This is a genomic window from Achromobacter sp. RT286_PF (assembly GCF_059760425.1).
The window spans coordinates 131,756-152,348 of sequence record NZ_JCBAMR010000004.1 but is presented as its reverse complement, the minus strand read 5'-3'; the positions used below and the strand labels follow the sequence as shown (position 1 = coordinate 152,348).

The 20,593-nt window shown below is 65.9% G+C and carries 19 protein-coding genes, 1 pseudogene and 1 riboswitch; of the genes and pseudogenes, 14 read left to right on the top strand and 6 right to left on the bottom strand.

The genetic code is table 11. The features are described 5' to 3' along the window. Window position 1 precedes the first annotated feature (1 nt). Complete coding sequence (locus AC6LJY_RS05890; protein ID WP_498135466.1) at window positions 2-874, bottom strand: VOC family protein; 873 nt, start codon at window positions 872-874, stop codon at window positions 2-4. On the opposite strand from AC6LJY_RS05890, the gene AC6LJY_RS05885 reads away from it, so the two are divergent. Both AC6LJY_RS05885 and AC6LJY_RS05880 read left to right on the top strand, forming a co-directional pair. Then, window positions 873-1,001, top strand: a complete 129-nt coding sequence (locus tag AC6LJY_RS05885) for a hypothetical protein (RefSeq protein ID WP_255444113.1) — start codon at window positions 873-875, stop codon at window positions 999-1,001. The two genes, AC6LJY_RS05890 and AC6LJY_RS05885, sit on opposite strands and share 2 nt — an antisense overlap. A 151-nt stretch (window positions 1,002-1,152) precedes the next feature. After that, entirely contained in the window at window positions 1,153-2,790 is a 1,638-nt protein-coding gene (locus tag AC6LJY_RS05880) for a dipeptide ABC transporter ATP-binding protein (protein WP_314355286.1), read from the top strand. Between the two features lie 7 nt (window positions 2,791-2,797). Here AC6LJY_RS05880 and AC6LJY_RS05875 read toward each other — a convergent pair whose 3' ends face one another. The 3 genes from AC6LJY_RS05875 to AC6LJY_RS05865 all read right to left on the bottom strand — a co-directional run bounded on the left by AC6LJY_RS05875 (window position 2,798) and on the right by AC6LJY_RS05865 (window position 7,424). Next, window positions 2,798-5,290: a branched-chain amino acid ABC transporter ATP-binding protein/permease gene (locus AC6LJY_RS05875; protein ID WP_498135465.1), complete on the bottom strand. Its 2,493-nt coding sequence runs from the start codon at window positions 5,288-5,290 to the stop codon at window positions 2,798-2,800. After that, window positions 5,290-6,168 carry a branched-chain amino acid ABC transporter permease gene (locus AC6LJY_RS05870; RefSeq protein WP_046803008.1) on the bottom strand — a complete coding sequence of 293 codons (879 nt, stop codon included), beginning with the start codon at window positions 6,166-6,168 and terminating at the stop codon, window positions 5,290-5,292. Before AC6LJY_RS05870 ends, AC6LJY_RS05875 begins: the two co-directional genes overlap by 1 nt. Before the next feature lie 65 nt (window positions 6,169-6,233). Then, window positions 6,234-7,424 (bottom strand): ABC transporter substrate-binding protein, encoded by a 1,191-nt coding sequence (locus AC6LJY_RS05865; protein WP_104142591.1) that lies wholly within the window; start codon window positions 7,422-7,424, stop codon window positions 6,234-6,236. Window positions 7,425-7,654: 230 nt separating this feature from the next. On the opposite strand from AC6LJY_RS05865, the gene AC6LJY_RS05860 reads away from it, so the two are divergent. From AC6LJY_RS05860 to AC6LJY_RS05850, 3 genes are all read left to right on the top strand, one after another. Beyond that, window positions 7,655-8,617 carry a polysaccharide deacetylase family protein gene (locus AC6LJY_RS05860; protein ID WP_185975329.1) on the top strand — a complete coding sequence of 321 codons (963 nt, stop codon included), beginning with the start codon at window positions 7,655-7,657 and terminating at the stop codon, window positions 8,615-8,617. 187 nt (window positions 8,618-8,804) lie between these two features. Beyond that, complete coding sequence (locus tag AC6LJY_RS05855) at window positions 8,805-9,575, top strand: GntR family transcriptional regulator (protein WP_104142592.1); 771 nt, start codon at window positions 8,805-8,807, stop codon at window positions 9,573-9,575. Window position 9,576: 1 nt separating this feature from the next. Further along, window positions 9,577-10,218 (top strand): flavin reductase family protein, encoded by a 642-nt coding sequence (locus AC6LJY_RS05850; RefSeq protein ID WP_046803011.1) that lies wholly within the window; start codon window positions 9,577-9,579, stop codon window positions 10,216-10,218. Between the two features lie 9 nt (window positions 10,219-10,227). Here AC6LJY_RS05850 and AC6LJY_RS05845 read toward each other — a convergent pair. Next, window positions 10,228-10,758, bottom strand: a pseudogene (locus AC6LJY_RS05845) (HipA domain-containing protein); the annotation flags it as partial. Window positions 10,759-10,853: 95 nt separating this feature from the next. Then, the gene (locus AC6LJY_RS05840; RefSeq protein WP_104142593.1) at window positions 10,854-11,777 is read right to left on the bottom strand and encodes a LysR family transcriptional regulator; all 924 of its coding nucleotides are present in this window, start codon (window positions 11,775-11,777) and stop codon (window positions 10,854-10,856) included. Between the two features lie 163 nt (window positions 11,778-11,940). On the opposite strand from AC6LJY_RS05840, the gene AC6LJY_RS05835 reads away from it, so the two are divergent. The 9 genes from AC6LJY_RS05835 to metF all read left to right on the top strand — a co-directional run bounded on the left by AC6LJY_RS05835 (window position 11,941) and on the right by metF (window position 20,588). After that, window positions 11,941-12,924 (top strand): tripartite tricarboxylate transporter substrate binding protein, encoded by a 984-nt coding sequence (locus AC6LJY_RS05835; RefSeq protein WP_046803014.1) that lies wholly within the window; start codon window positions 11,941-11,943, stop codon window positions 12,922-12,924. A 173-nt stretch (window positions 12,925-13,097) separates the two neighbouring features. Then, entirely contained in the window at window positions 13,098-14,519 is a 1,422-nt protein-coding gene (gene leuC, locus AC6LJY_RS05830) for a 3-isopropylmalate dehydratase large subunit (RefSeq protein WP_498135464.1), read from the top strand. Next, window positions 14,516-15,172 (top strand): 3-isopropylmalate dehydratase small subunit, encoded by a 657-nt coding sequence (leuD, locus tag AC6LJY_RS05825; RefSeq protein WP_498135463.1) that lies wholly within the window; start codon window positions 14,516-14,518, stop codon window positions 15,170-15,172. The genes leuC and leuD overlap by 4 nt, the downstream gene beginning before the upstream one ends. A 21-nt stretch (window positions 15,173-15,193) precedes the next feature. Beyond that, the gene (locus AC6LJY_RS05820; protein WP_498135462.1) at window positions 15,194-16,081 is read left to right on the top strand and encodes an alpha/beta fold hydrolase; all 888 of its coding nucleotides are present in this window, start codon (window positions 15,194-15,196) and stop codon (window positions 16,079-16,081) included. 79 nt (window positions 16,082-16,160) lie between these two features. Then, on the top strand, window positions 16,161-16,397 hold the full coding sequence (locus AC6LJY_RS05815; protein ID WP_046803018.1) for a DUF1289 domain-containing protein: 237 nt from the start codon (window positions 16,161-16,163) through the stop codon (window positions 16,395-16,397). A gap of 111 nt (window positions 16,398-16,508) precedes the next feature. Next, window positions 16,509-17,558, top strand: coding sequence for a glycosyltransferase family 4 protein (locus AC6LJY_RS05810; RefSeq protein ID WP_046803019.1), 1,050 nt, complete (start codon window positions 16,509-16,511; stop codon window positions 17,556-17,558). Window positions 17,559-17,619: 61 nt separating this feature from the next. Beyond that, window positions 17,620-17,767, top strand: a riboswitch (S-adenosyl-L-homocysteine riboswitch). A gap of 100 nt (window positions 17,768-17,867) precedes the next feature. After that, entirely contained in the window at window positions 17,868-19,286 is a 1,419-nt protein-coding gene (gene ahcY / locus AC6LJY_RS05805; protein ID WP_046803020.1) for an adenosylhomocysteinase, read from the top strand. Between the two features lie 124 nt (window positions 19,287-19,410). Beyond that, entirely contained in the window at window positions 19,411-19,746 is a 336-nt protein-coding gene (locus tag AC6LJY_RS05800; RefSeq protein WP_006224804.1) for a phage holin family protein, read from the top strand. Further along, a complete protein-coding gene (gene metF, locus AC6LJY_RS05795; protein ID WP_498135461.1) occupies window positions 19,746-20,588 on the top strand; it encodes a methylenetetrahydrofolate reductase [NAD(P)H] in 843 nt (280 codons plus the stop codon). Before AC6LJY_RS05800 ends, metF begins: the two co-directional genes overlap by 1 nt. The last annotated feature ends 5 nt before the right edge of the window (window positions 20,589-20,593 follow it).

The window sequence follows — 20,593 nt, the reverse complement described above, 5'->3', positions numbered from 1 at the left end:
GTCAGGCCGCCTCTTGCACAAAAACTTGCAGCGCACCCGCGGCTGCCTCGGGCGGCACCACCAGTTCGCCTTGGGCGTTGGCGCGATAGTTCACTTGATTGGCGTCGAACAGCGCGCGCGTTTTTGCCAGGTCGCGCACACCGATGACCGATCCGGCAAACCAGCCGCCGCCCGCCGACGCCGGCAAACCGGCCGGAACGCGAACGCGGGGGTAACGCTGTTCAAACGCGGCAGGGCTGAGGAAGTCGATGCGCAGGCTGCCGCGACGCACTTGCAGGCCGTTGTCGGGCAGCGCGCTGATGGCGATGGAGCCGAACACGCGCTCATAACCCGCACGCAAAGAGGCGGGATCGGGGTGCACGGCGACCAGCGATTCGATGCGCCGAGCGCCATTGGCGTGGTCCTGCCATTGCGGGCGATACACCAGGTGGCGCGTCAGATGGCCGCACGTGAAGAAGTCGGGCACGCCCAACAGGCCGGCCGGAAAATTCGTGTTGATCCACGCCGCGTCTTCACTGCCTTCGGGCAGATGCACGGGGCGTCCGCCGCTTTGCGGATCGTCAGCCGTAATGCCCAACCGCGCCAGTTCCTGGTGCACGGCCGTGCTGTCGGTGGTTTGCAGCGCGGTGGCGACGGGGCCTTCGTAGGCATCGTCGTAACCGCTGAAGCGCGACTCGGCTTTCAGTTCTTCTGGGAAATAAAGCAGCTCCAGATAGTTCGCATCAAGAATGATGGTCTGATTGCGCGTGCCGCGATGGTGCCTGCCTTGCGGGGCCAGGCTGAATCCCAGCTTCACGTAGCGGTCCGTCGCCGCCTGCAGATCGTTGACCCGGATGATGTAGTGGTCTAGGCCGGTGACTGAGGGAAGAGACATGGAATTCCTGGATTCGCGTTGGGAAGACCTGAAGTCTGTCGCACGTGGCGGCGCGCTTGAACGATTGAATTCGCATGTGGATATCTGGTTTTCATTTCATGTCGCGTACGACGGGCTGCGTGCCTGATCCAATATGAACAAATGAGAAATCAGCATTTCGCAGTGCGTGTGGCGCGGGCCTACTATCGTCGGCTTCCTCCCGGCAGAACCATCACGTCGCCTTGCAAGCCCGGCAAGCCTGTGCGGGTCTACCTAGGCGGCGCAAGGCTTGAACCAACATGACCCAATTGCTTCACATCCAGAATTTGACGGTGGACCTTCCGCCGGGCGCCGACCGACCGCACGCATTGAAAGACCTGACGCTTAGCGTGAAGGCGGGCGAGATCGTGTGCGTGGTGGGCGAAAGCGGGTCCGGAAAATCGTTAACGGCGGGCGCCATCCTGGGCCTGTTGCCGCAGGGCGTGCGGGCCAGCGGCGGACAGATTCATTGGGAAGGCCAGGACCTGCTGCAAATGTCGCCCGAGGCCTTGCGCCGTTTGCGCGGCCGGCGTATCGGCATGATCTTCCAAGAGCCCATGACGGCTTTGAATCCGCTGCGCACCATCGGCGATCAGATAGGCGAGGTCTTTCGCACCCACACCCGTCTGCCGAACGCTGAAATCGCGCGGCGCACGCTGGACCTGCTCGAGTCGGTCCGCCTGCCGAATCCCAAGCAGGCCGTACACGCCTATCCGCATGAACTGTCTGGTGGCCAGCGCCAGCGCGCGATGATCGCCATGGCTCTTGCCCTGGAGCCGGCGCTGCTTATCGCGGATGAACCGACGACCGCGCTGGACGTCACCACGCAGTCGCAGATACTGCACTTGATACACGACCTGCAACGGCGCAAAGGCACGGCGGTATTGTTCATCACGCATGACTTCGGCGTGGTCGCCGAGATTGCAGATCGGGTGGCGGTGATGCAGCAGGGGGTGTTGGTCGAAAGCGGTTCCGCTGAGCAGGTCCTGGAGCGCCCGCAGCACCCGTACACGCGCGCGCTGATTGCAGCGGTGCCGCCGTTGGAACCGGCCGCCGTGCGCGCGACGCTGGACGCCGATGCGCCGGTCATCTTGCAGACCCGGGCGCTGTCCAAGACGTATCGCAAGCGCGGCGCGTTCTGGCGACCGGACCGCGTGACGCATGCGCTGGACAACGTCGGCCTGACGCTGCGAGAGGGCCAGACGTTGGGCATCGTCGGCGAAAGCGGATCGGGCAAGTCCACGCTGGCGCGCACGCTGCTGGGCTTGCAGGCGCCAAATGCGGGCAGCATCGTGCTGGCGGGCGAGCCGCTGGCGTTCAAGGGAGCCACCGCGCGCCGCGCGCATGCCAGGCGCGTGCAGATGGTGTTTCAGGATCCGTATGGGTCGTTGAACCCGCGCCAGCGCGTGGGTGAAATCGTGGCGCAAGGCCCGATGGTGCACGGCATGCCCCGGCGCGAGGCATGGGGGTTGGCACAAGAGCTATTTGAACTGGTCGGCCTGTCGGCGGATGCGGTGAGGCGTTATCCGCATGAATTTTCGGGCGGACAGCGGCAGCGCGTGGGCTTGGCGCGCGCCCTGGCGATGCGGCCGCGCGTGCTGATCGCGGACGAACCCGTCTCGGCGCTGGACGTGTCGGTGCAGGCGCAAGTGCTGGCGTTGCTCGCGCGGCTGCGCCAGCAACTGGGCTTGTCCATCGTGTTCATCACGCACGATCTTCGGGTGGCGGCGCAGGTCTGTGATCACGTGGCCGTCATGAAAGATGGAAAGATCGTGGAGGAGGGGGGCTGCGCGGACGTCTTCAGACACCCCGCGCATCCGTACACGCAAGCGCTGCTTGCCGCCGTGCCTGGCCGCCGCTGGGACCCGGGCAGCGTGGCGGTGCGACAAGCGGCCTGATGCGCCGCTATGCGCCCAGATACGCGCGTGCCAGCGCGCCGTCCTGTGCAATTTCCGCTGCCGTGCCATGCGCCGCCACGCGTCCCGATTCCAGCACATAGGCCCGGTCGGCCAATGACAGCGCCAGCGCCGCCATCTGGTCCACCAGCAGAATCGTCATGGATTCCGCGCGCAGGCGGTCCAGCGCTTCGAACAGTTCGTCGATGATCTTGGGCGCCAGGCCCAGCGATGGTTCGTCCAGCAGCAGGATCACGGGCTTGGACATCAAGCCGCGCGCAATCGCCAGCATCTGTTGTTCGCCGCCTGACAACAGGCCGGCGCGTTGATGCAGGCGTTCGCGCAGGCGCGGAAAACGCGTCAGCATTTCCTCGACGCGCGCCTCGCGGTCTTGCGGATGCAGGAACGCGCCCAGCCGGATGTTGTCCAGCACGCTCAGGCCGGGAAACACCTGCCGCCCCTCTGGCACCAACACCAGCCCGCGCGCAACGATGCGGTCGGCGGCCAGGCCGTTCAGTTCGGTGCCTTGCAGGTGCATGCCGCCCTCGGCCGGCCGATGCAGCCCGGCCAGCGTGCGCATCAGCGTGGATTTGCCGGCGCCGTTTGCACCCAGCAAGGCCACCATCTCGCCTTGCCGCACTTGCAGGTCGATGCCGTGCAGCACGGGGTTGGCGCCGTAGCCGGTGGCCAGATTTCCGACCCCCAGCACTTCGGGCCCGATGGCGGCGCCGGCCGGGCGCTGCCGGGCGGCGGGCGCGCGCCGGGCGTTTTCATCACCCAGATACGCCTGACGCACGGCTGGCGACTGCTGGATCTGCGCGGGGTTGCCCTTGGCCAGTTCACGGCCGGCGTCGATCGCCACGATGTGATCGGACACGCCCATCACCAGCGCCATGTCGTGTTCCACCAGCAGCACGCCGGCGCCCGCATCGGCGATGCGTCGCAGCAGACCCGCCAGGCGCGTTTTGTCTTCGCGCGACAGGCCGGCAGCGGGCTCGTCCATCAACAGGATGTCGGCATCCGTGGCCAGCGCGCGCGCAATCTCGACCAGCCGCCGGTCCACGTGCGGCAGGTCGGCGGCGGGCACGTCAAGCGCGCCTTCGTAGCCGCAGAAGGCCAGCAGCGCGCGGGCGCGCTCGCGCACGTCCGCTGCCAGGTAGCGGCGCGAGGCCAGCAAGCCGCCCAGTCGGCCGCGCACCATGCCCAGCGCCACGTTGTCTTCCACCGTCAACGTGTCGAACAGCTGTGACGTCTGGTAGGTGCGCGCAATGCCGCTGCGCGCCACGCGATAGGCGGGCAGCGCGGCCAGCGGCGCATCGCCCAGCGACACCGCGCCGCTGGTCGGTTGGTAGTAGCCGCTAAGCATGTTGATGACGGTGGACTTGCCCGCGCCGTTGGGCCCGATCAGCGCGGTGACGGCGGCGGGAGGTACGTCGAACGACACGGACTGCACCGCGCGCACGCCGCCAAATGTCATCGTCAGCGCGTCCGCGCGCAACACGCGCCGGTCGCGCGCGGCGGCCGCCATGCCGCCACCTTGGCGCGGCGCCAGCGCGTGGTTCGCCGCGCGGCGCCGCCAGCGTGACAGCAAGCCCGCGACGCCATCCGGCGCGGCCCACAACACCACCAACAGGAATGCGCCGAAGAACAGCAGCCGGTATTCCTCCAGGCTGGACAGCAGTTCGGGCAGCAGGCCCACCACCACCGCGCCCAACAAGGGGCCGGCCAACGAGCCCGCGCCGCCCAGCGTTACCGCCAGCACGAACAGGATCGACTGCATGAAGTTGAAGTTGTGCGGCGTAATCATGCCGGCTTGCGGCGCAACCAGCCCGCCCGCCAGGCCGACCACGGCGGCCGACACCATGAACGCCACGGTCTTGACCATCAAGGGGTTGATGCCGATGGATTCGCTGGCCGTCTCGCTGTCCTTGACGGCCCGCATCGCCGCGCCCCAAGTCCCGCGCGATAGCAGCGCATAAGCCGCCAACGCCACGAACACGGCAACGATGGCCAACATCGCCACGCCCCGGTCGCCGCCGATACCGGCAAGCGAGGGCTGCACGATGCCCATCAATCCGTTCTGCCCACCGGTGATATCGCCGCCTTCGATCAGCGCGTGTTCCACGATGAAGCCGAACGCGATGGTGATCATCGCCAGGTACGGCCCTTTGACGCGCAGCGCCGGCAGCGCCAGCAGCAGGCCAAAGGCGCCGGCCACGAGCGCTGCGGCCGGCCACGCCAACCAGAAGCTCCAGCCCGCCTGGCCCGTCAGGATGGCCACGGTGTAGGCGCCGATGGCGTAAAAGCCCGCGTGTCCGAATGACATCTGGCCGGTCAGGCCCAGCAATACGTTCAGGCCGATGCCGGCCAGCGCCAGCAGCGCCACGTTGCCCAGCACGAAGACGTAGTAGCCGTTGACGGTGGCCGCCAGCGCCAGCGCCGCCACGGCCAGCACGGCGTACAGCGCCAGCGGTAGCCAGCGCGATGCAAGTTGCTTATTCATCAGACCTTCCTGACATCGGCGCGGCCGAAGAGTCCGTTGGGACGCACGGCCAGCATGACGATCACCAGCGTGAAGCTGATGATCTGGGTGTATCCGGAGCCCAGCGCCACGGTGATCAGCGCTTCGACCACGCCGAACAACAGGCCCGCGATCATCACGCCCCAGGCGCTGGTGATGCCGCCCAGGATGGCGACCACATACGCCTTCAGCCCGAACAGCGTGCCCATGTCCGCCTGCACGTTGAACAGCGGCGCGACCAGTGCGCCGGCCACGCCCGCGAATAGCGTGGACACGGCAAACGCGGCCATGATGGCGTGGCGCACCGGGATGCCCATCAGGCGCGCGGCGTTCGGGTTCTGCACCACGGCCAGCAATGCCACGCCCCAGCGCGTGCGACGCGACAGCGTATGCAGCGCGGCCGCCAGCGCCAGCCCGACCAGCGGGATCAGCAATTGCAGCGGATAGATGCCCAGCCCCAGGCCACCGATTTCAAGCGGGGCCTGGGCCAGCGGAGACGGCAGGCTGCGCGGCTCTTTGCCGAAGGTGAACATCACCACGTTGTCCAGCACGATGCCCAGCGCCACCGTCGACATCAGCCACGCGTTGGAACCCCGGCTGGCGAACGGCCGCACCGCCAGGCGTTCGACCACCAGGCCATACACGCCGCACAAGGCCAGCGCCACCAACAGCGCGGGCGCAAGCGGCCAGCCCAGTGTCTGCGCAAAGGTATAGGTCAGCACGGCGCCCAACATCATGGAACTGCCCTGGGCGAAATTCACCGTCCCCGACACGGCGTAGGTCAGGTAGAAGCCCAGGGCCATCAGCCCATACATGCTTCCCAGACCCAGGCCGCTGACTATGGCGGACATCAACAACATGCGCGTCTCCCGCGTGATTCAAGTGCTGGTTTGCGTGGCGGCCGGCGATGCCGTGCCGCGCCGCCTTATTGCGTGCCCTTGACGGGCAGGATGCGGTTGTCGATGAACTGCGTCCACACGTAGTCGTCCTCGCGCAGCGCGTCATGCGAGGTCGGCGTGAAGGGCTGTTCGTAGGTCTTGATCAGGCCGTCGTACTTGCCGATCTTGTAGAAGCCCTGGCGGACGGCATCGCCATCGGTCGAGCCGGCCTGCGTAATTGCCAGCGCCGCCAACTGCATGCCGTCGTACGCGTTGGCCACGCCCACGGCGGGGGTGATGTCCTGCGGGCCCTTGATGTCGGAATACTTGGTCTTGAGCGCCTGCATCACCTTGTCGCCCACCGGCCCTTGCTTGCCAAAGAAGCTGTAGGTCTGCACGAAGTGCACGTTCTTGGCGTTGGGGCCGGCCAACTCCGTGAAGCGGCCACCGGCCGGGCCCCAGTGCGACACGATCGGCACCTTCCAGCCCATGCGGTCCAGCGACTTCACCACTTGCGCCGACGGGCCCACGTTGCCCACCAGGAACAGCGTGTCGGCGCCCGCGGCCTTCAGACGGCTCAGTTGCGGCACGACGTCCAGATCATTCGGCTGGAATTTTTCAGTGCCGGCCGGCGTGACCTTGGCGGCGGCCATGGCCGCATTCAGGCCTTTTTCATTCGATTCGCCCCACGGGTTGTTCACCAGGATCAGGCCGGGCTTGGCCGTCTGAAACGTCTTTTGCGCGTACTGAAGCATGGCGCTGTCGACGATTTCGTCCATGGCCGACACGCGGAACACAAAGTTCGGGTTGCCCTTGTTCTGCGTGATGGCGGTGCCGGCGGCCCACGGGCCCATGAACGGCACCTTTTCCTGATTCACGATGGGCACGATGGCCATCGACACCGGCGTGTCCAGGCCGCCAAACAGCACGGCCACCTTTTCCTTGAAGATCAGCTCGCGCGCGGCGGCCATGCCCTTGGCGGGATTGCCTTCGTCATCGCGCCGCACCAGCACGATCTGGCGTCCGCCCAGCAAGCCGCCCTTGGCGTTGATCTCGTCGATGGCGATGGTCATGCCACGCGTGAGCGCTTCGCCGGCGCGCGCCGATTCACCCGACAGCGCGGTGATCAGGCCGATCTTGATGGGGTCGGCGGCAAGCGCCGGTTGCAGGGCGAGGCCGGCCGTGAAGAGGGCGGCGGCGGTGGCGCGAAGCAGGAAGGAACGGCGGGTCGGGACCATCGGGGCACTCCTGAAAAAGTGGAACGGATCTTGCATGGGGATAAGTGCTGCTTGCGTAGCCCATGCAAGATCCATGCCATCTGTGCCGACCTGGTCGCCGGGGGTGTTGATCACTGCGCCACGAGGGGCAAGCAGCGTCTTTGAACGTGGTTTGTCTGCGTCAAAGCCGAGTTTTGTTTCCAAAGCTTCTGGAATTTTGTTAACAATCATGCATCAGGATTTGCACCAAAATGAATCCAACCTTGCTCGCAAGCACTAATCCGGGGCGTGACGACGCCAATGCGTGGACGCCCGCCGCGTTGGCCTGCCATGGCCGTTTCGCCTATCAGGGCATCGCCGACCGGCCCGACTACACCTGGCCGAACGGCGCGCGGCTGGCCGTGTACCTGGGCTTCAACATCGAACACTTTGCATTTGGCGAGGGGCTGGGAGCCGAATTGGGGCCCGCGTCACCGCATCCTGACGTGCTGAACTACGCCTGGCGCGAATACGGCAACCGCGTCGGCGCGTGGCGCTGCCTGGATCTGTTCGACCAACTGCGCTTGCCGGCCGGCGTGCTGATCAACACCGCGCTGTATGACCACTGCCCCGAACTGGTCGAGGCGTTTCGCGCGCGCGGCGACGAACTGATCGGCCACGGCTACAGCAACGCGCATCGCCAGGGCGGCTTGCCGGAAGACGAGGAAAGCGCGCTGCTGGCGCATTGCCGCGATCGCATCGAGCAGCATGTCGGGCAGGCGCCGGCGGGCTGGTTGTCGCCGTGGATATCCGAAAGCCACGCCACGCCCGACCTGCTGGCCGAGGCCGGCTATCGCTATACATTGAACTGGTGCCATGACGATCAGCCCATGCGCATGCGCACCCGCGCGGGCGACCTGTGGGCCATTCCTTATCCGCAAGAGCTCAACGACATCCCGATGATCATGGGCCGCAAGATGGACGCGCGCGACTTTGCCGATATGATTCTTGACCAGTTCGAAGAGATGCGCGCACAGTCGGCCCGCCAGCCGCTCGTGATGGGCATTGCGCTGCATCCCTATATCGTCGGGCAGCCGTACCGCTTGCGTCATCTGCGGCGGGCACTGGAACCGCTGGCCGCCGCGCGCGATCGCGGCGAGATCTGGTTCACCACGCCCGGTGAAATCTGCCGCCATGTGGACGGCCTGCCACCGGGGGTGATCGCGGCGCTTTGAGCAGCCATCCAGAGCAGCCATCCGGAGCAGCCATCCAGAGCAGCCATCATGAGGGGCTATCTAAAGCAGCCATCCAGAGCGGCCACCGATTGCGCCATCCCTCGCCCCGCTTGCCCGTCCGCTTGTCCGTCCGCCTGTCTTGCCCGTCTTGCCCTTTCATTGCCCGAGTCCATTGCCCGAGTCCAGCATGCCAACCCGACAATCCGCCAAACCCCGCGCCAAGCCCGCCGCCCGTGACAACATCGGCGCCACGCCCGACCCAGGTGCCGTCGTTCCCGAAGGAGCGCCCGACAGCGACATGGAGCGCCGCATCTGCGAAGCCGTCTATGAAAGCGTGATGAGCCAGCGGCTGACGCCCGGCACGAAGCTGCCCGAAGCGGCCATCTGCGAATTGTTCGGCGTGTCGCGCTCGGTGGCGCGCAAGGCCTTGCAGCGGCTGGCGCACGAGCATGTGGTGGACCTGCACCACAACCGGGGCGCCGTGGTGGCCGAGCCCACGCCCGAAGACACGCGCCAGATCTTTCAGGCGCGCCGCGCGCTGGAGGCCGCGCTGTTGCCGCTGGCCGTCGCGCGCGCCACCAAGGCCGACTACGCATCGCTGCGCAAGCAGCTGCGCGATGAGCACGCGCTCTTGCACCGCGCCGGCCAGCCCGCCTGGGCACGCCAGGCCAGCGCTTTTCACGTGCGCCTGGGCGAGCTTTCCGGCAACGCCATCCTGCACGGCTACCTGGCGGAACTGGTGTCGCGCTGCTCGCTCATCGTGGCCCTGTACGAACCGCCCGGCAATGCCGCGTGCGAACACGGCGAACACGTGCTGATCGTGGACCTGATGGAACGCGGCGACGTGGCCGAGGCCGTGAAGATCAACGACAACCACCTGGCGGACCTGGAGCGGCGCATCAGCCTTGAGCGCCCGCAGCCCGCGCAAACCCTTGCCCAGATGCTGGGACTGGCCTGATATGGAAATCGACTTCGACGCTATCACCGAATACCAGCGCTACAAGCTGATGGCCAGCCTGATCGTGCCCCGGCCGATTGCGCTGATCACCACCTTGTCGGAAACCGGCGTGGTCAACGCCGCGCCGTTCAGCATGTTCAACATGCTGGGCGAAGATCCGCCCATCGTCATGGTCAGCATCAACCGGCTGGAAGACGGCGGCCTGAAGGACACGGCGCGCAACATCGCCCGCGACAAGGAATTTGTGGTGCACCTGACCGACGAAGCCATGGCCGAAAAAATGCACCGCTGCGGCGACCGCCTGCCCGCCGACGTCAGCGAGCTTGCCCACGCGGGCCTGGACGCCGCGCCCAGCCACCACGTCAAGCCGCCGCGCATCGTGCAGGCGCCCGTCGCCTTCGAATGCACGCTGTACGAAACCATGGAAACCGCCAGCCGCCAGATCTTCATCGGCCAGGTCCGCTGGCTGCACGCCCGCGACGGCCTGATCGACACGGACACCTGGCGCGTGCGCCTGCAAGACTACTTCCCGGTAGGCCGCTTCGGCGCCAGCTTCTACGTCACCACCCGCGACCGCTACGCCATCGGCGCGGGGGAAGCCCCGGCGGGAACAACGGCAAGTACGGCGATTGATGAAATTTGAGGGGGGCGGCTACGCCCGCCGTGGCGCGGCCAGCCCGTCGGACCGTCCGATGACCCGCGCGGTATTTAACGGTGTGTCCGCGGCCTCATAGCCGGCATTGGCGATCGCGTCTTCAAGGCCACGATATTGTCGACCGAGCTTTGGACTGCGCAATGCGCACATGCCGTCGTTCCAGGCGTGCACCATTTGCTTGGCGATCCAACGCCATTGCGGCTCGTTCTTTGCCGCTTCGATGACTTCATTACCCACCTCCACTGCCGATTCACATAGTTGTTCGACCATGGCGTGGTACTGCCTGGAAGCGATGCCTAGCCGGGCCAGCATGAACCTGGCCAGCGTGTTTCCCGGCGCCCACGTCTTGCGCCCGTCGACAGATAGCGCAGGGGCGCTGTTGCTGAACTGGGGATAGGCCTGGGTGGTGACGACGTCATAGATCGGCGTGTAAGCCACATCGGCGCGTGACGTGTAATACAGCGCGATGTTCTTGGCATGGCAATCCGCGTTACGGACCACATAGTTCGCGAGCAGATGCCACGCATAGTGCAGGCTTCATGTAGCCCGCCGGCTACAAAATCTGGCACGACAAGGCGTTTTGTAGCCCCGAGGCTACAAGTCGACCGTGTCGGCGGCGTGCATCACCACGCTCCTCCCGCCCCGCCCGGCGCCTTCAGATACCGCGCAAATCGTTGGGCCAGAAAGTCCACGAACGCCACCGTCTTGGCCGGCAGGTTCAGGCGTTCCGGGTATAGCGCGTGAATGTCGGCGGGGGGAGTGCGCCAGTCGGCCAGCACTTCGCGTAGCCGGCCGTCGCGCAGGTAGGCGGCGGTTTCCCATTCGGAGCGCATGACGATGCCGTGGCCGTCCAGTGCCCATTCCAGCGCGCTTTGGCCGTCGTTGGAACTGACCGGGCCGCGCACCTTTACGGTTTCGGTGCGTTGGCCGGCTTGCAGGCGCCAGGTGCCGTAGGCGACGTCGTTTTCGCGGACGACGATGCAGCGGTGGCGTTGCAGCTCGCCCGGCGTGCGGGGTTCGCCGTAGGTGTCCAGGTAGCGCGGCGAGGCGCACAGCAGCCGGCGGTTGGAGGCGATCTTGCGGGCCGTCAGGCGGGCGTCGGGCAGGTCGCCGAAGCGAACGGCAACGTCGAACCCTTCTTCGATCAGGTTCAGCGGCCGGTCCGTCAGCCGCATCAACACTTCCACGTCGGGGTACTGCCGCGCGAAGTCGGATACGGCGGGCACGATGTGGGCGCGGCCGAAGCCGAAGGTGGCGTTCAGCCGCAGCAGGCCTTGGGGTTGGGCGCGGGCGCTGGATACCGAGCGTTCCAGCGCTTCGAGGTCGGCCAGGATGCGGCCGCCCTCGGCCAGATATAGCTCGCCTTCTTGCGTGACGCTGACGCGGCGTGTGGTGCGGTTCAGCAGGCGTACGCCCAGCCGCTGTTCCAGCCTGGCCAGCCGCGCGCTGACGGCGGGCGGGGTCAGGCCCAGTTCGCGCGCGGTGGCGGACAGGTTGCCGTGTTTGACCACCAACGAAAAGAAAGCGAGATCGGAAAGGGCGTCCATGGCAGGCAGCGCAGGCAGGCGCGTAGCGGTATTTATAAATTCAATTTAATAAAGAATTCGTTTTACCGCGAATTATAAGAATCGACCCCGCTTATACACTGGCCTCACCCAAGCAGAGCCGCACGGGACCTCCCATCAACGCGGCCAATCGAGGAGACACCGCATGAAGATCAAACCGACCACGCGCGCCTGGTGCGCGGCGCTAGTTGCTGGCGCCTGTTGGAGCCTTCCGGCTGCCGCCGCCGACGCATTTCCCGACCGCGCCGTGACGCTGGTTGTGCCGTTTGCGCCCGGCGGCAGCGTCGATATCGCCGCGCGGCTGATCTCGGACGCGTGGGCGCGCGCGCTGGGGCAAAGCGTGATCGTTGAAAACCGCGCGGGCGCGTCGGGCAACATCGGCATGGCCGCCGTGGCGCGCGCGCAGCCCAACGGCTACACGCTGGCCATCAACACGATGTCGCTGGCCATCAACCCGGCGCTGTTCAAGGACATGCCGTTCGATACGAAGAAGGATCTGCGTTCGGTGGGCACGGTGGGGACGTCGCAACATGTGCTGACGGTGACCAACGCCCTGCCCGTGAAGAACGTCGGTGAACTGCTGACCTATGTGCGCGCGCGGCCCGCCAACGATCTGAGCTTTGGCTCGGCGGGCACGGGCAGCACCTTCCACATGGCGGCGGAGCTGTTCAAGTCGGTGTCCAAGACGCAGATTCTGCACGTGCCGTACAAGGGCGGCGGGCCGGCCATGGTCGACACCATCAGCGGGCAAGTGCAGATGAGCTTTCCGGTGCTGTCGGCCGCCAAGCCGCAGGTGGACGGCAAGAAGTTGCGTGCGCTTGGCGTGACGGGCACCACGCGTTCGCCGCTGTTGCCCGATGTGCCGACCATCGCGGAATCCGGCTTGCCCGGGTATGAGTTCAACACCTGGTTCGTCATCAGCGCGCCGGCCGGTACGCCGCAGCCGGTGATCGACACCTTGAACGCAAAGCTGGCCCAGGCGCTGCAATCGCCGGAGCTCAAGGCGCGCATGCAGCGCGAAGGCTTTGACCCGCTGGTCTCCACGCCCGCCAAGACGGACGACATGGTGGCCGCCGAGATGACGCGCTGGGCAGGGGTGGTGAAGGACGCCGGCATCCAGGCGAATTGAGCCGGCTGACTGAGCCGGCCGACTGATCCGGCCCAGAAAACACAGAAGACACAGCAAGACGCAGCAAGACCCGCCCGTTGGCAAGGCGGGCGCCCCGCTTCAGACAAGCAAGCGATCAAGCAATCAAGCAATCAAGCAATCAAGCAATCAGGCAAGACATAAGGAAGCAAGACATGCCCGGCATGACGCTGTACGACAAACTGGTGGCCAGCCATGAGGTGGCCCGCATCGACGACGAGCACATCCTGCTGTACGTCGATCTGCACATCATGAACGAATACACCAGCCCGCAAGCCTTCAGCGGACTGGCCGCGCGCGGCAGGGCCGTGTTGCGGCCAGGGCAGCAGATGGCGGTGGTGGACCACATCATCCCCACGCATCCCGTGCCGTCGGCGTTGCGCGTGATTGCCGATGAGGCCTCGTCGCGCCAGGCCGTGAACTTGAAGCGCAATTGCGATGCGCAGCACATTGCGCTGTTCGATACGACCGACCCGTTGCAGGGCATCGAACACGTGATCGCGCCCGAGCACGGCATGATCCTGCCCGGCATGGTGGTGTTGTGCGGGGACAGCCACACGACCACCTACGGCGCGCTGGGGGCGCTGGGCTTTGGTATCGGCACGTCCGAGGTTGAACACATCCTGGCCACGCAGACGCTGGTGTACCGCGTGGCGCGCAACCTGCGCATCCGCGTGGACGGCACGCTGGGCGTGGGCGTGTCCGCCAAGGATCTGGTCATTTATCTGGTGCATCGGATGGGGGCGCAAGGCGCGCGCGGGCACGCGGTGGAATTTAGCGGCCAGGCTATCGAGGCGCTGTCCGCCGAGGCCCGCATGACCTTGTGCAACATGACGGTGGAGGCCGGCGCGCGCGCCGCGCTGATCGCCCCGGACGCCACCACCGACGCCTACGTGACCGCGCACGCGCCGCAACTGCATGGCGACCTGCTGATGCAGGCGCGTGCGCACTGGGCCACCTTGCGCAGCGACTCGGATGCGGCCTTTGATGTGGAACACGCGTTCAACGCCGCCGACATCGCGCCGTTTGTCACGTGGGGCACCAGCCCCGACCAGGCGCTGCCGATCACGGGCCACGTGCCTGACCCGCAAGCCGAACCCGATCAGCTGGCGCGGCTGGCGCTGGAAAAGGCGATGGACTACATCGGCCTGGCAGCGGGGGCGCCGATTGCGGGCGTGCCGGTGGACCGTGTCTTCATCGGGTCCTGCACCAACGGGCGCATCGAAGACCTGCGTGTCGTGGCCGACCTGGCGCGCGGCAGAAAAGTGGCCGATGGCGTGCGCGCCATGGTCGTGCCGGGCTCGGGCGCGGTGCGCGCGCAGGCCGAGGCCGAAGGACTCGCGGCGGTGCTGATCGAAGCGGGCTTCGAATGGCGGCAACCCGGCTGTTCGATGTGCCTGGCCATGAACGACGATGTGCTGCGGCCCGGCGAGCGCTGCGCGTCCACCACCAACCGTAATTTCGAAGGCCGCCAGGGGCGGGCAGGGCGCACGCACCTGATGAGCCCCGCCATGGCCGCCGCCGCCGCGCTGGCCGGCCGCATTGTCGATGTCCGTGAATGGAGTCTTGCCAAATGAACCCGTTGATCGAAGGCGTGGCCGCGCCGCTGCCGTTTTCCAATCTGGACACCGACCAGATCATGCCCAAGCAGTTTTTGCGCATCATCGACAAGGCAGGGCTGGACCGTGGCCTGCTGTACGACCTGCGCTTTGACGAGCATGGTGCACCGCGTGCGGACTTTGTGCTGAACCAGGACGCTTACGCGGGCACGTCGGTGCTGGTGGCCGGACCCAACTTTGGCTGTGGCTCCAGCCGCGAACACGCGGTGTGGGGCTTGCAGCAATTTGGCATCCGCGCCGTGATCGCGCCCAGCTTTGGCGAGATCTTCTACTTCAACGCGGTCAACAACGGCTTGCTGCTGGTCAGCCTGCCCGCCTTGAAAGTCGACGCCTTGCTCGCGCGGGTGTCCAATACGAAGGAATCGGGCGGCAACCGCGTGACCATCGACGTCATGGCGGGGCAGGTGCGCGCGGCGGATGGCTGGACGGCAGGCTTTGCGCTGCCCGAACGCCATCGCCGCATGTACGCGCAAGGCCAGGACATGGTGGGCGCGTCGCTGCTGCAATTGCCCGATGTTGAACGGTTCGAGGCGGCGCATTGGGCGCGGCATCCGTGGATGAAGGATGTGGCGCGCACCGTGCGCGACCGCCTGGACCGGGCAGCACGATAAATCCACAAGGAGGCAGTATCCATGACCGCATTCTTCGACTTGCCGGTGCGCCGTATCCAGACCAATGGCGTTGAGATCGCCGCGCGCATCGACGGGGCGGGCCCGCCGTTGCTGCTGCTGCACGGCCACCCGCAAACGAGCGCCATCTGGCACCGCGTGTGGCCGGCGTTGACGCAGCATCGCACCTGCGTGGCGGCCGATTTGCGGGGTTATGGCGACAGCACCAAGCCTGCGGCCTCGCCCGGCCACATTGCGCATTCAAAGCGCGAGATGGCGGCCGACATGGTTGGGCTGATGCAAGCGCTGGGCCATGCGCGCTTCGACGTGCTGGCGCACGACCGCGGCGCGCGCGTGGCGCACCGGATGGGCCTGGACCATGCCGAGGCCGTGTCGCGCATGATGCTGCTGGATATCGCGCCGACGCTGGACATGTACGAGGGCACGACGCGCGCGTTCGCTCAGGCGTACTTCCATTGGTTCTGGCTGATCCAGCCCGCGCCCGGGCCGGAGACGATGATCGAGCATGATCCGGTGTTCTATCTGCGGTCGGTGATGGGCGGCCGGCCCGGCGGGCTGGCGCATTTTTCCGCCGAGGCGATGGCCGAATACGAACGCGCGGCGCGCCTGCCGGGCTGGGCCACCGGTCTTTGCGAAGACTATCGCGCATCCGCCACGGTGGACCTGGACCATGACCGCGCCGGCCGCGCCAACGGCGAAAGGCTGCGCATGCCCGTGCGGGCGCTGTGGGGCGAACGCGGCGCGGTGGGCAAGAATTTTGACGTGCTGGCGCTATGGCGCGCCATCGCCGATGACGTGTCGGGCGGCCCCTTGCCGGGGGCGCATTACCTGGCCGAAGAGTGCCCCGACGCGCTGCTGCAAGAGGCCGGCGCCTTCTTCGGATGGCGGTAGGCGGCAGGCGTCAACCAAGCCTTGGCGGGCGATAGGGCTATCCAAAAAGGGACACAACCCTGGTGGTAACCTTCGCCCCATGAATCGCCACTTCGCCAACCTTTCCGAACTACCCGACCCCGACGACGCGCAACGCGTCTTCAAGGCAACCGACTCCCCCTGCGTGGCCGTGTGCTCGACGCTGTTCGACGACATCTGCCGGGGTTGCGGCCGCACGGCCATGGAAGTGGCCAACTGGGTCTTCATGACGGAAGAGGAAAAGCGCGACGTCTGGGTGCGCATCAAGGCGCAGGGGTATCCCCGGCGCAATAACTGAAAGGCGCATTGCGGCGCGGGTGACCGCGCCCGGCGGCCGATCATCGCCGCCGTCTTGGTCATGTCACATGAAGCGGGCTAAATCGCGGTATCGCCCACTTCCGGCCTTATCATGCGCATCGTCCTGGTCACGGATGCCTGGCATCCGCAAGTCAACGGCGTCGTCCGCACCTGGACGACCATGCGGCAGATCCTGCAGGAATGGGGTCACGAACTGATCGTGGTCAGCCCGGAAGGCAGCCGCACCGTGCCGGCGCCATCCGAGCCGGATCTGCGGCTTTGCCTGCAACCCGGGCGGCAACTGCGCCGCATCCTGGGCGACACCATCCCCGACGCCCTGCACATCGCCACCGAAGGCCCGCTGGGGCTGGCGGCGCGACGCATGGCCCTGTCGCGCGGCTGGGCGTTCACCACGTCGTTCCACACCATGTTCCCCGACTACCTGCAAGCGCGCATGGGCATACCCGCCGCCTTGCCGTGGCGGTATCTGCGCTGGTTTCACCGGCCGTCGCGATGCGTGCTGGTGCCCACGCCGACGGTGCGCGATGTGCTGGTGCGGCGCGGCTTGAGCAACTTGCGCATCTGGTCGCGCGGCGTGGACCCGCGCAAATTCCAACCCAGCGCCAGCCAGGCTTTCGCCCATCTGCCCCGCCCTGTTTTTCTGAGCGTGGGCCGCGTCGCGCGGGAAAAGAACCTGGACGCGTTCCTGGCGCTGGACCTGCCGGGCAGCAAGGTCGTGGTGGGCGCCGGCCCGGATGAGGCTCGGCTGAAAAAACGCTTTCCCGGTGCGGTATTCCTGGGGATGCAACAGGACGATGCACTGCCTTCGTTGTATGGCGCCGCCGACGTGTTCGTCTTTCCCAGTTTGACCGACACGTTTGGCCTGGTGATGCTGGAAGCGATGGCCTGCGGCACGCCCGTGGCGGCCTTTCGCAGCGAGGCGCCGCTGGCGGTGGTGACGCCCGGCGTGACCGGCTGCCTGGACGACGACCTGGCGCATGCTTGCCGCGCCGCCTTGCCGCTGGACCGCCACGCGGTGCGCGCGCACGCGTTGACCCGCAGCTGGGACGCCGTGGCGACCTCCTTGCTGGATGCCCTGGTGCCATTGAAGCCGCTGCCCCCGGAATCGACGTCCCGGCCCACGCCCGCGCAGGCGGGATGACGCGCGTTTTTTTTCAGGGACGGGTTTCCGCACCCCCGGCCAAACCGGTACAATCCCCGGCAATCCTGAGGAGCGTTGCGACGACCCCGTGGTTACCGCCTTGCACGGCACATCGTGCACATCTACGCGGAACCCGGCTCGCCAGGCTCAGGAATCCTTGTTCAAGCGCCGCGCCTTGCGCGTCGCTACAGCAACGGCGCTCACCTTTGTCGCATATGGCGGGAAAGGCGAGCACTCGACTGTCGTGGTGTATTCGCGTTGTCCGGCCATATCGTGCGCCGTTCGAAATTCACGTGGAGCCTACACACCATGAACGCTGTAACTGATAAATCCTTCTCCGATTACCTGGTTGCCGACCTGTCGCTGGCAGGCTGGGGCCGTCGTGAACTGGCCATCGCCGAAACCGAAATGCCCGGCCTGATGGCCATCCGCGAAGAGTTCGCCGCCGCGCAGCCGCTCAAGGGCGCGCGCATCGCGGGCAGCCTGCACATGACCATCCAGACCGGCGTGTTGATCGAAACGCTGGTGGCCCTGGGCGCCGAAGTGCGCTGGGCCTCGTGCAACATCTTCTCCACGCAAGACCACGCCGCCGCCGCCATCGCCGCGTCGGGCACGCCGGTCTTCGCCGTCAAGGGCGAAACGCTGGAAGAGTACTGGCAGTACACCCACAAGATCTTCGAATGGCCCAATGGCCAGCACGCCAACATGATCCTGGACGATGGCGGCGACGCCACGTTGATGCTGCACCTGGGCACCAAGGCCGAGAAAGACCTGTCGGTGCTGGCTAACCCGGGCAGCGACGAAGAACGCATCCTGTTTGCCGCCATCAAGGAAACGCTCAAGCGTGATCCGAAGTGGTACTCGACCCGCCTGGCGCAGATCAAGGGCGTGACTGAGGAAACGACCACGGGCGTGCATCGCCTGTACCAGATGTCGCAAAAGGGCGAGCTGGCCTTTGCCGCCATCAACGTCAACGACTCGGTCACCAAGTCCAAGTTCGACAACCTGTATGGCTGCCGCGAATCGCTGGTTGACGGCATCAAGCGCGCCACCGACGTGATGGTTGCCGGCAAGATCGCCGTCGTGGCCGGCTACGGCGACGTGGGCAAGGGCTGCGCCCAGGCGCTGGTCGCGCTGCGCGCGCAGGTCTGGGTCACCGAAATCGACCCGATCTGCGCCCTGCAAGCCGCGATGGAAGGCTTCAAGGTCGTGACGATGGACGAGGCCGCCGCGCATGGCGACATCTTTGTCACCGCCACCGGCAACTACCACGTCATCACGCGTGAGCACATGAACGCCATGAAGGACCAGGCGATCGTCTGCAACATCGGCCACTTCGATAACGAAATCGACGTTGCCGGCCTGGCCGATTGCCAGTGGGAAGAGATCAAGCCGCAAGTCGATCACGTGATCTTCCCGGACGGCAAGCGCATCATCCTGCTGGCCCAGGGCCGCCTGGTGAACCTGGGTTGCGCCACCGGCCACCCGTCGTTCGTGATGTCGTCCTCGTTCGCCAACCAGACCATCGCCCAGATCGAACTGTTCACGCGCAACGAAGCCTACAAGTCGGGCGAAGTCTATGTGCTGCCCAAGCACCTGGACGAAAAGGTTGCCCGCCTGCACCTGAAGAAGCTGGGTGTGAAGCTGACGACGCTGCGCAAGGATCAGGCCGACTACATCAACGTGCCGGTCGAAGGCCCCTTCAAGCCCGAGCACTACCGTTATTGATGGGTTGAAAGCACAATAGGAAAGACCCGCGCCATGTTGGCGCGGGTTTTCCGAACCGCGGATTCCCCTGTTTTTGTCTGTCGAAGCCAGGGCCGCGGAGCGTCAATACAGGAGTTCGAACATGGTGACATTGATACTCGTCTGGATTCTGAACGCGGTGGCCCTGCTGGCTGTTGCTTACCTCTTGCCCGGCATTGCCGTGGCCAGTTTCGGGTCTGCGCTGATCGCCGCGCTGGTGCTGGGTCTGGTGAACATGCTGGTCAAGCCGGTGCTGGTGCTGCTGACGCTGCCCATCACGATCGTCACCCTTGGGCTCTTCCTTATCGTCATCAACGCCTTGTTGTTCTGGTTCGTCGGCTCCGTGCTGAAGGGCTTCCAGGTCAACGGGTTCTGGTGGGCCGTGGGCGGTGCCATTCTGTACAGCATCATCTCTGGCCTGCTTACCAAACTGATCCCCTAATGTCTGACTCGACTTCCCCTGCTTTCAGCCTGGAGTTCTTTCCGCCGCGTGACCTGGCTGGTCAGGAACGGCTGGTTCGCGCGGCCAAGCAGATGCTGGCCATCCAGCCCAAGTACGTCAGCGTGACCTTCGGCGCGGGTGGTTCCACGCGCGCCGGCACGGCCGACGCCGTGCGCACGCTGCGTAACCTGGGCTGCGATGCCGCGCCCCACCTGTCTTGCGTGGGCGCCACGCGGCAGGATCTGCGCAACATTCTGCAAACCTACAAGAACGAAGGCGTGCGGCGCGTGGTGGCGCTGCGTGGCGACCTGCCTTCGGGCATGGGCGGCGATGCGGGTGAACTGCGCTACGCCAACGAACTGGTGTCGTTCATCCGCGAGGAAACGGGCGACTGGTTCCACATTGAAGTCGCGGCCTATCCCGAAATGCACCCGCAGGCCGCCAACCCGTCGCTTGACCTGGACCATTTCGTGGCCAAGGTAAACGCGGGCGCGGATGCGGCCATCACGCAGTACTTCTTCAACGCCGACGCCTATTTCGACTTTGTCGACCGGGCCCAGGCCAAGGGCGTGAAGGTGCCGATCGTGCCGGGCATCATGCCCATCACGAACCACACCCAGCTGCTGCGTTTCTCTGAAATGTGCGGCGCCGAAGTGCCGCGCTGGATCCGCCTGCGCCTGGCCGAGTTTGGCGACGACAAGGCATCCATCCGCGCTTTTGGCGTGGATGTGGTGACCGAGTTGTGCCAGACCCTGCTGGACAACGGCGCGCCCGGACTGCACTTCTACACCTTGAACCACGCGGAAGCCCCGCTGGCGGTGTGGAAGGAACTGGCGCTGTAAGCGGT

What these genes read in the sequence shown, in the direction of transcription:
- AC6LJY_RS05885 (WP_255444113.1), top strand. Translation starts at nt 873, where the DNA reads ATGGAATTCCTGGATTCGCGTTGGGAAGACCTGAAGTCTGTCGCACGT.
- AC6LJY_RS05890 (WP_498135466.1), bottom strand. Translation starts at nt 874, where the DNA reads ATGTCTCTTCCCTCAGTCACCGGCCTAGACCACTACATCATCCGGGTC.
- AC6LJY_RS05880 (WP_314355286.1), top strand. Translation starts at nt 1,153, where the DNA reads ATGACCCAATTGCTTCACATCCAGAATTTGACGGTGGACCTTCCGCCG.
- AC6LJY_RS05875 (WP_498135465.1), bottom strand. Translation starts at nt 5,290, where the DNA reads ATGAATAAGCAACTTGCATCGCGCTGGCTACCGCTGGCGCTGTACGCC.
- AC6LJY_RS05870 (WP_046803008.1), bottom strand. Translation starts at nt 6,168, where the DNA reads ATGTTGTTGATGTCCGCCATAGTCAGCGGCCTGGGTCTGGGAAGCATG.
- AC6LJY_RS05865 (WP_104142591.1), bottom strand. Translation starts at nt 7,424, where the DNA reads ATGGTCCCGACCCGCCGTTCCTTCCTGCTTCGCGCCACCGCCGCCGCC.
- AC6LJY_RS05860 (WP_185975329.1), top strand. Translation starts at nt 7,655, where the DNA reads ATGAATCCAACCTTGCTCGCAAGCACTAATCCGGGGCGTGACGACGCC.
- AC6LJY_RS05855 (WP_104142592.1), top strand. Translation starts at nt 8,805, where the DNA reads ATGCCAACCCGACAATCCGCCAAACCCCGCGCCAAGCCCGCCGCCCGT.
- AC6LJY_RS05850 (WP_046803011.1), top strand. Translation starts at nt 9,577, where the DNA reads ATGGAAATCGACTTCGACGCTATCACCGAATACCAGCGCTACAAGCTG.
- AC6LJY_RS05840 (WP_104142593.1), bottom strand. Translation starts at nt 11,777, where the DNA reads ATGGACGCCCTTTCCGATCTCGCTTTCTTTTCGTTGGTGGTCAAACAC.
- AC6LJY_RS05835 (WP_046803014.1), top strand. Translation starts at nt 11,941, where the DNA reads ATGAAGATCAAACCGACCACGCGCGCCTGGTGCGCGGCGCTAGTTGCT.
- leuC (WP_498135464.1), top strand. Translation starts at nt 13,098, where the DNA reads ATGCCCGGCATGACGCTGTACGACAAACTGGTGGCCAGCCATGAGGTG.
- leuD (WP_498135463.1), top strand. Translation starts at nt 14,516, where the DNA reads ATGAACCCGTTGATCGAAGGCGTGGCCGCGCCGCTGCCGTTTTCCAAT.
- AC6LJY_RS05820 (WP_498135462.1), top strand. Translation starts at nt 15,194, where the DNA reads ATGACCGCATTCTTCGACTTGCCGGTGCGCCGTATCCAGACCAATGGC.
- AC6LJY_RS05815 (WP_046803018.1), top strand. Translation starts at nt 16,161, where the DNA reads ATGAATCGCCACTTCGCCAACCTTTCCGAACTACCCGACCCCGACGAC.
- AC6LJY_RS05810 (WP_046803019.1), top strand. Translation starts at nt 16,509, where the DNA reads ATGCGCATCGTCCTGGTCACGGATGCCTGGCATCCGCAAGTCAACGGC.
- ahcY (WP_046803020.1), top strand. Translation starts at nt 17,868, where the DNA reads ATGAACGCTGTAACTGATAAATCCTTCTCCGATTACCTGGTTGCCGAC.
- metF (WP_498135461.1), top strand. Translation starts at nt 19,746, where the DNA reads ATGTCTGACTCGACTTCCCCTGCTTTCAGCCTGGAGTTCTTTCCGCCG.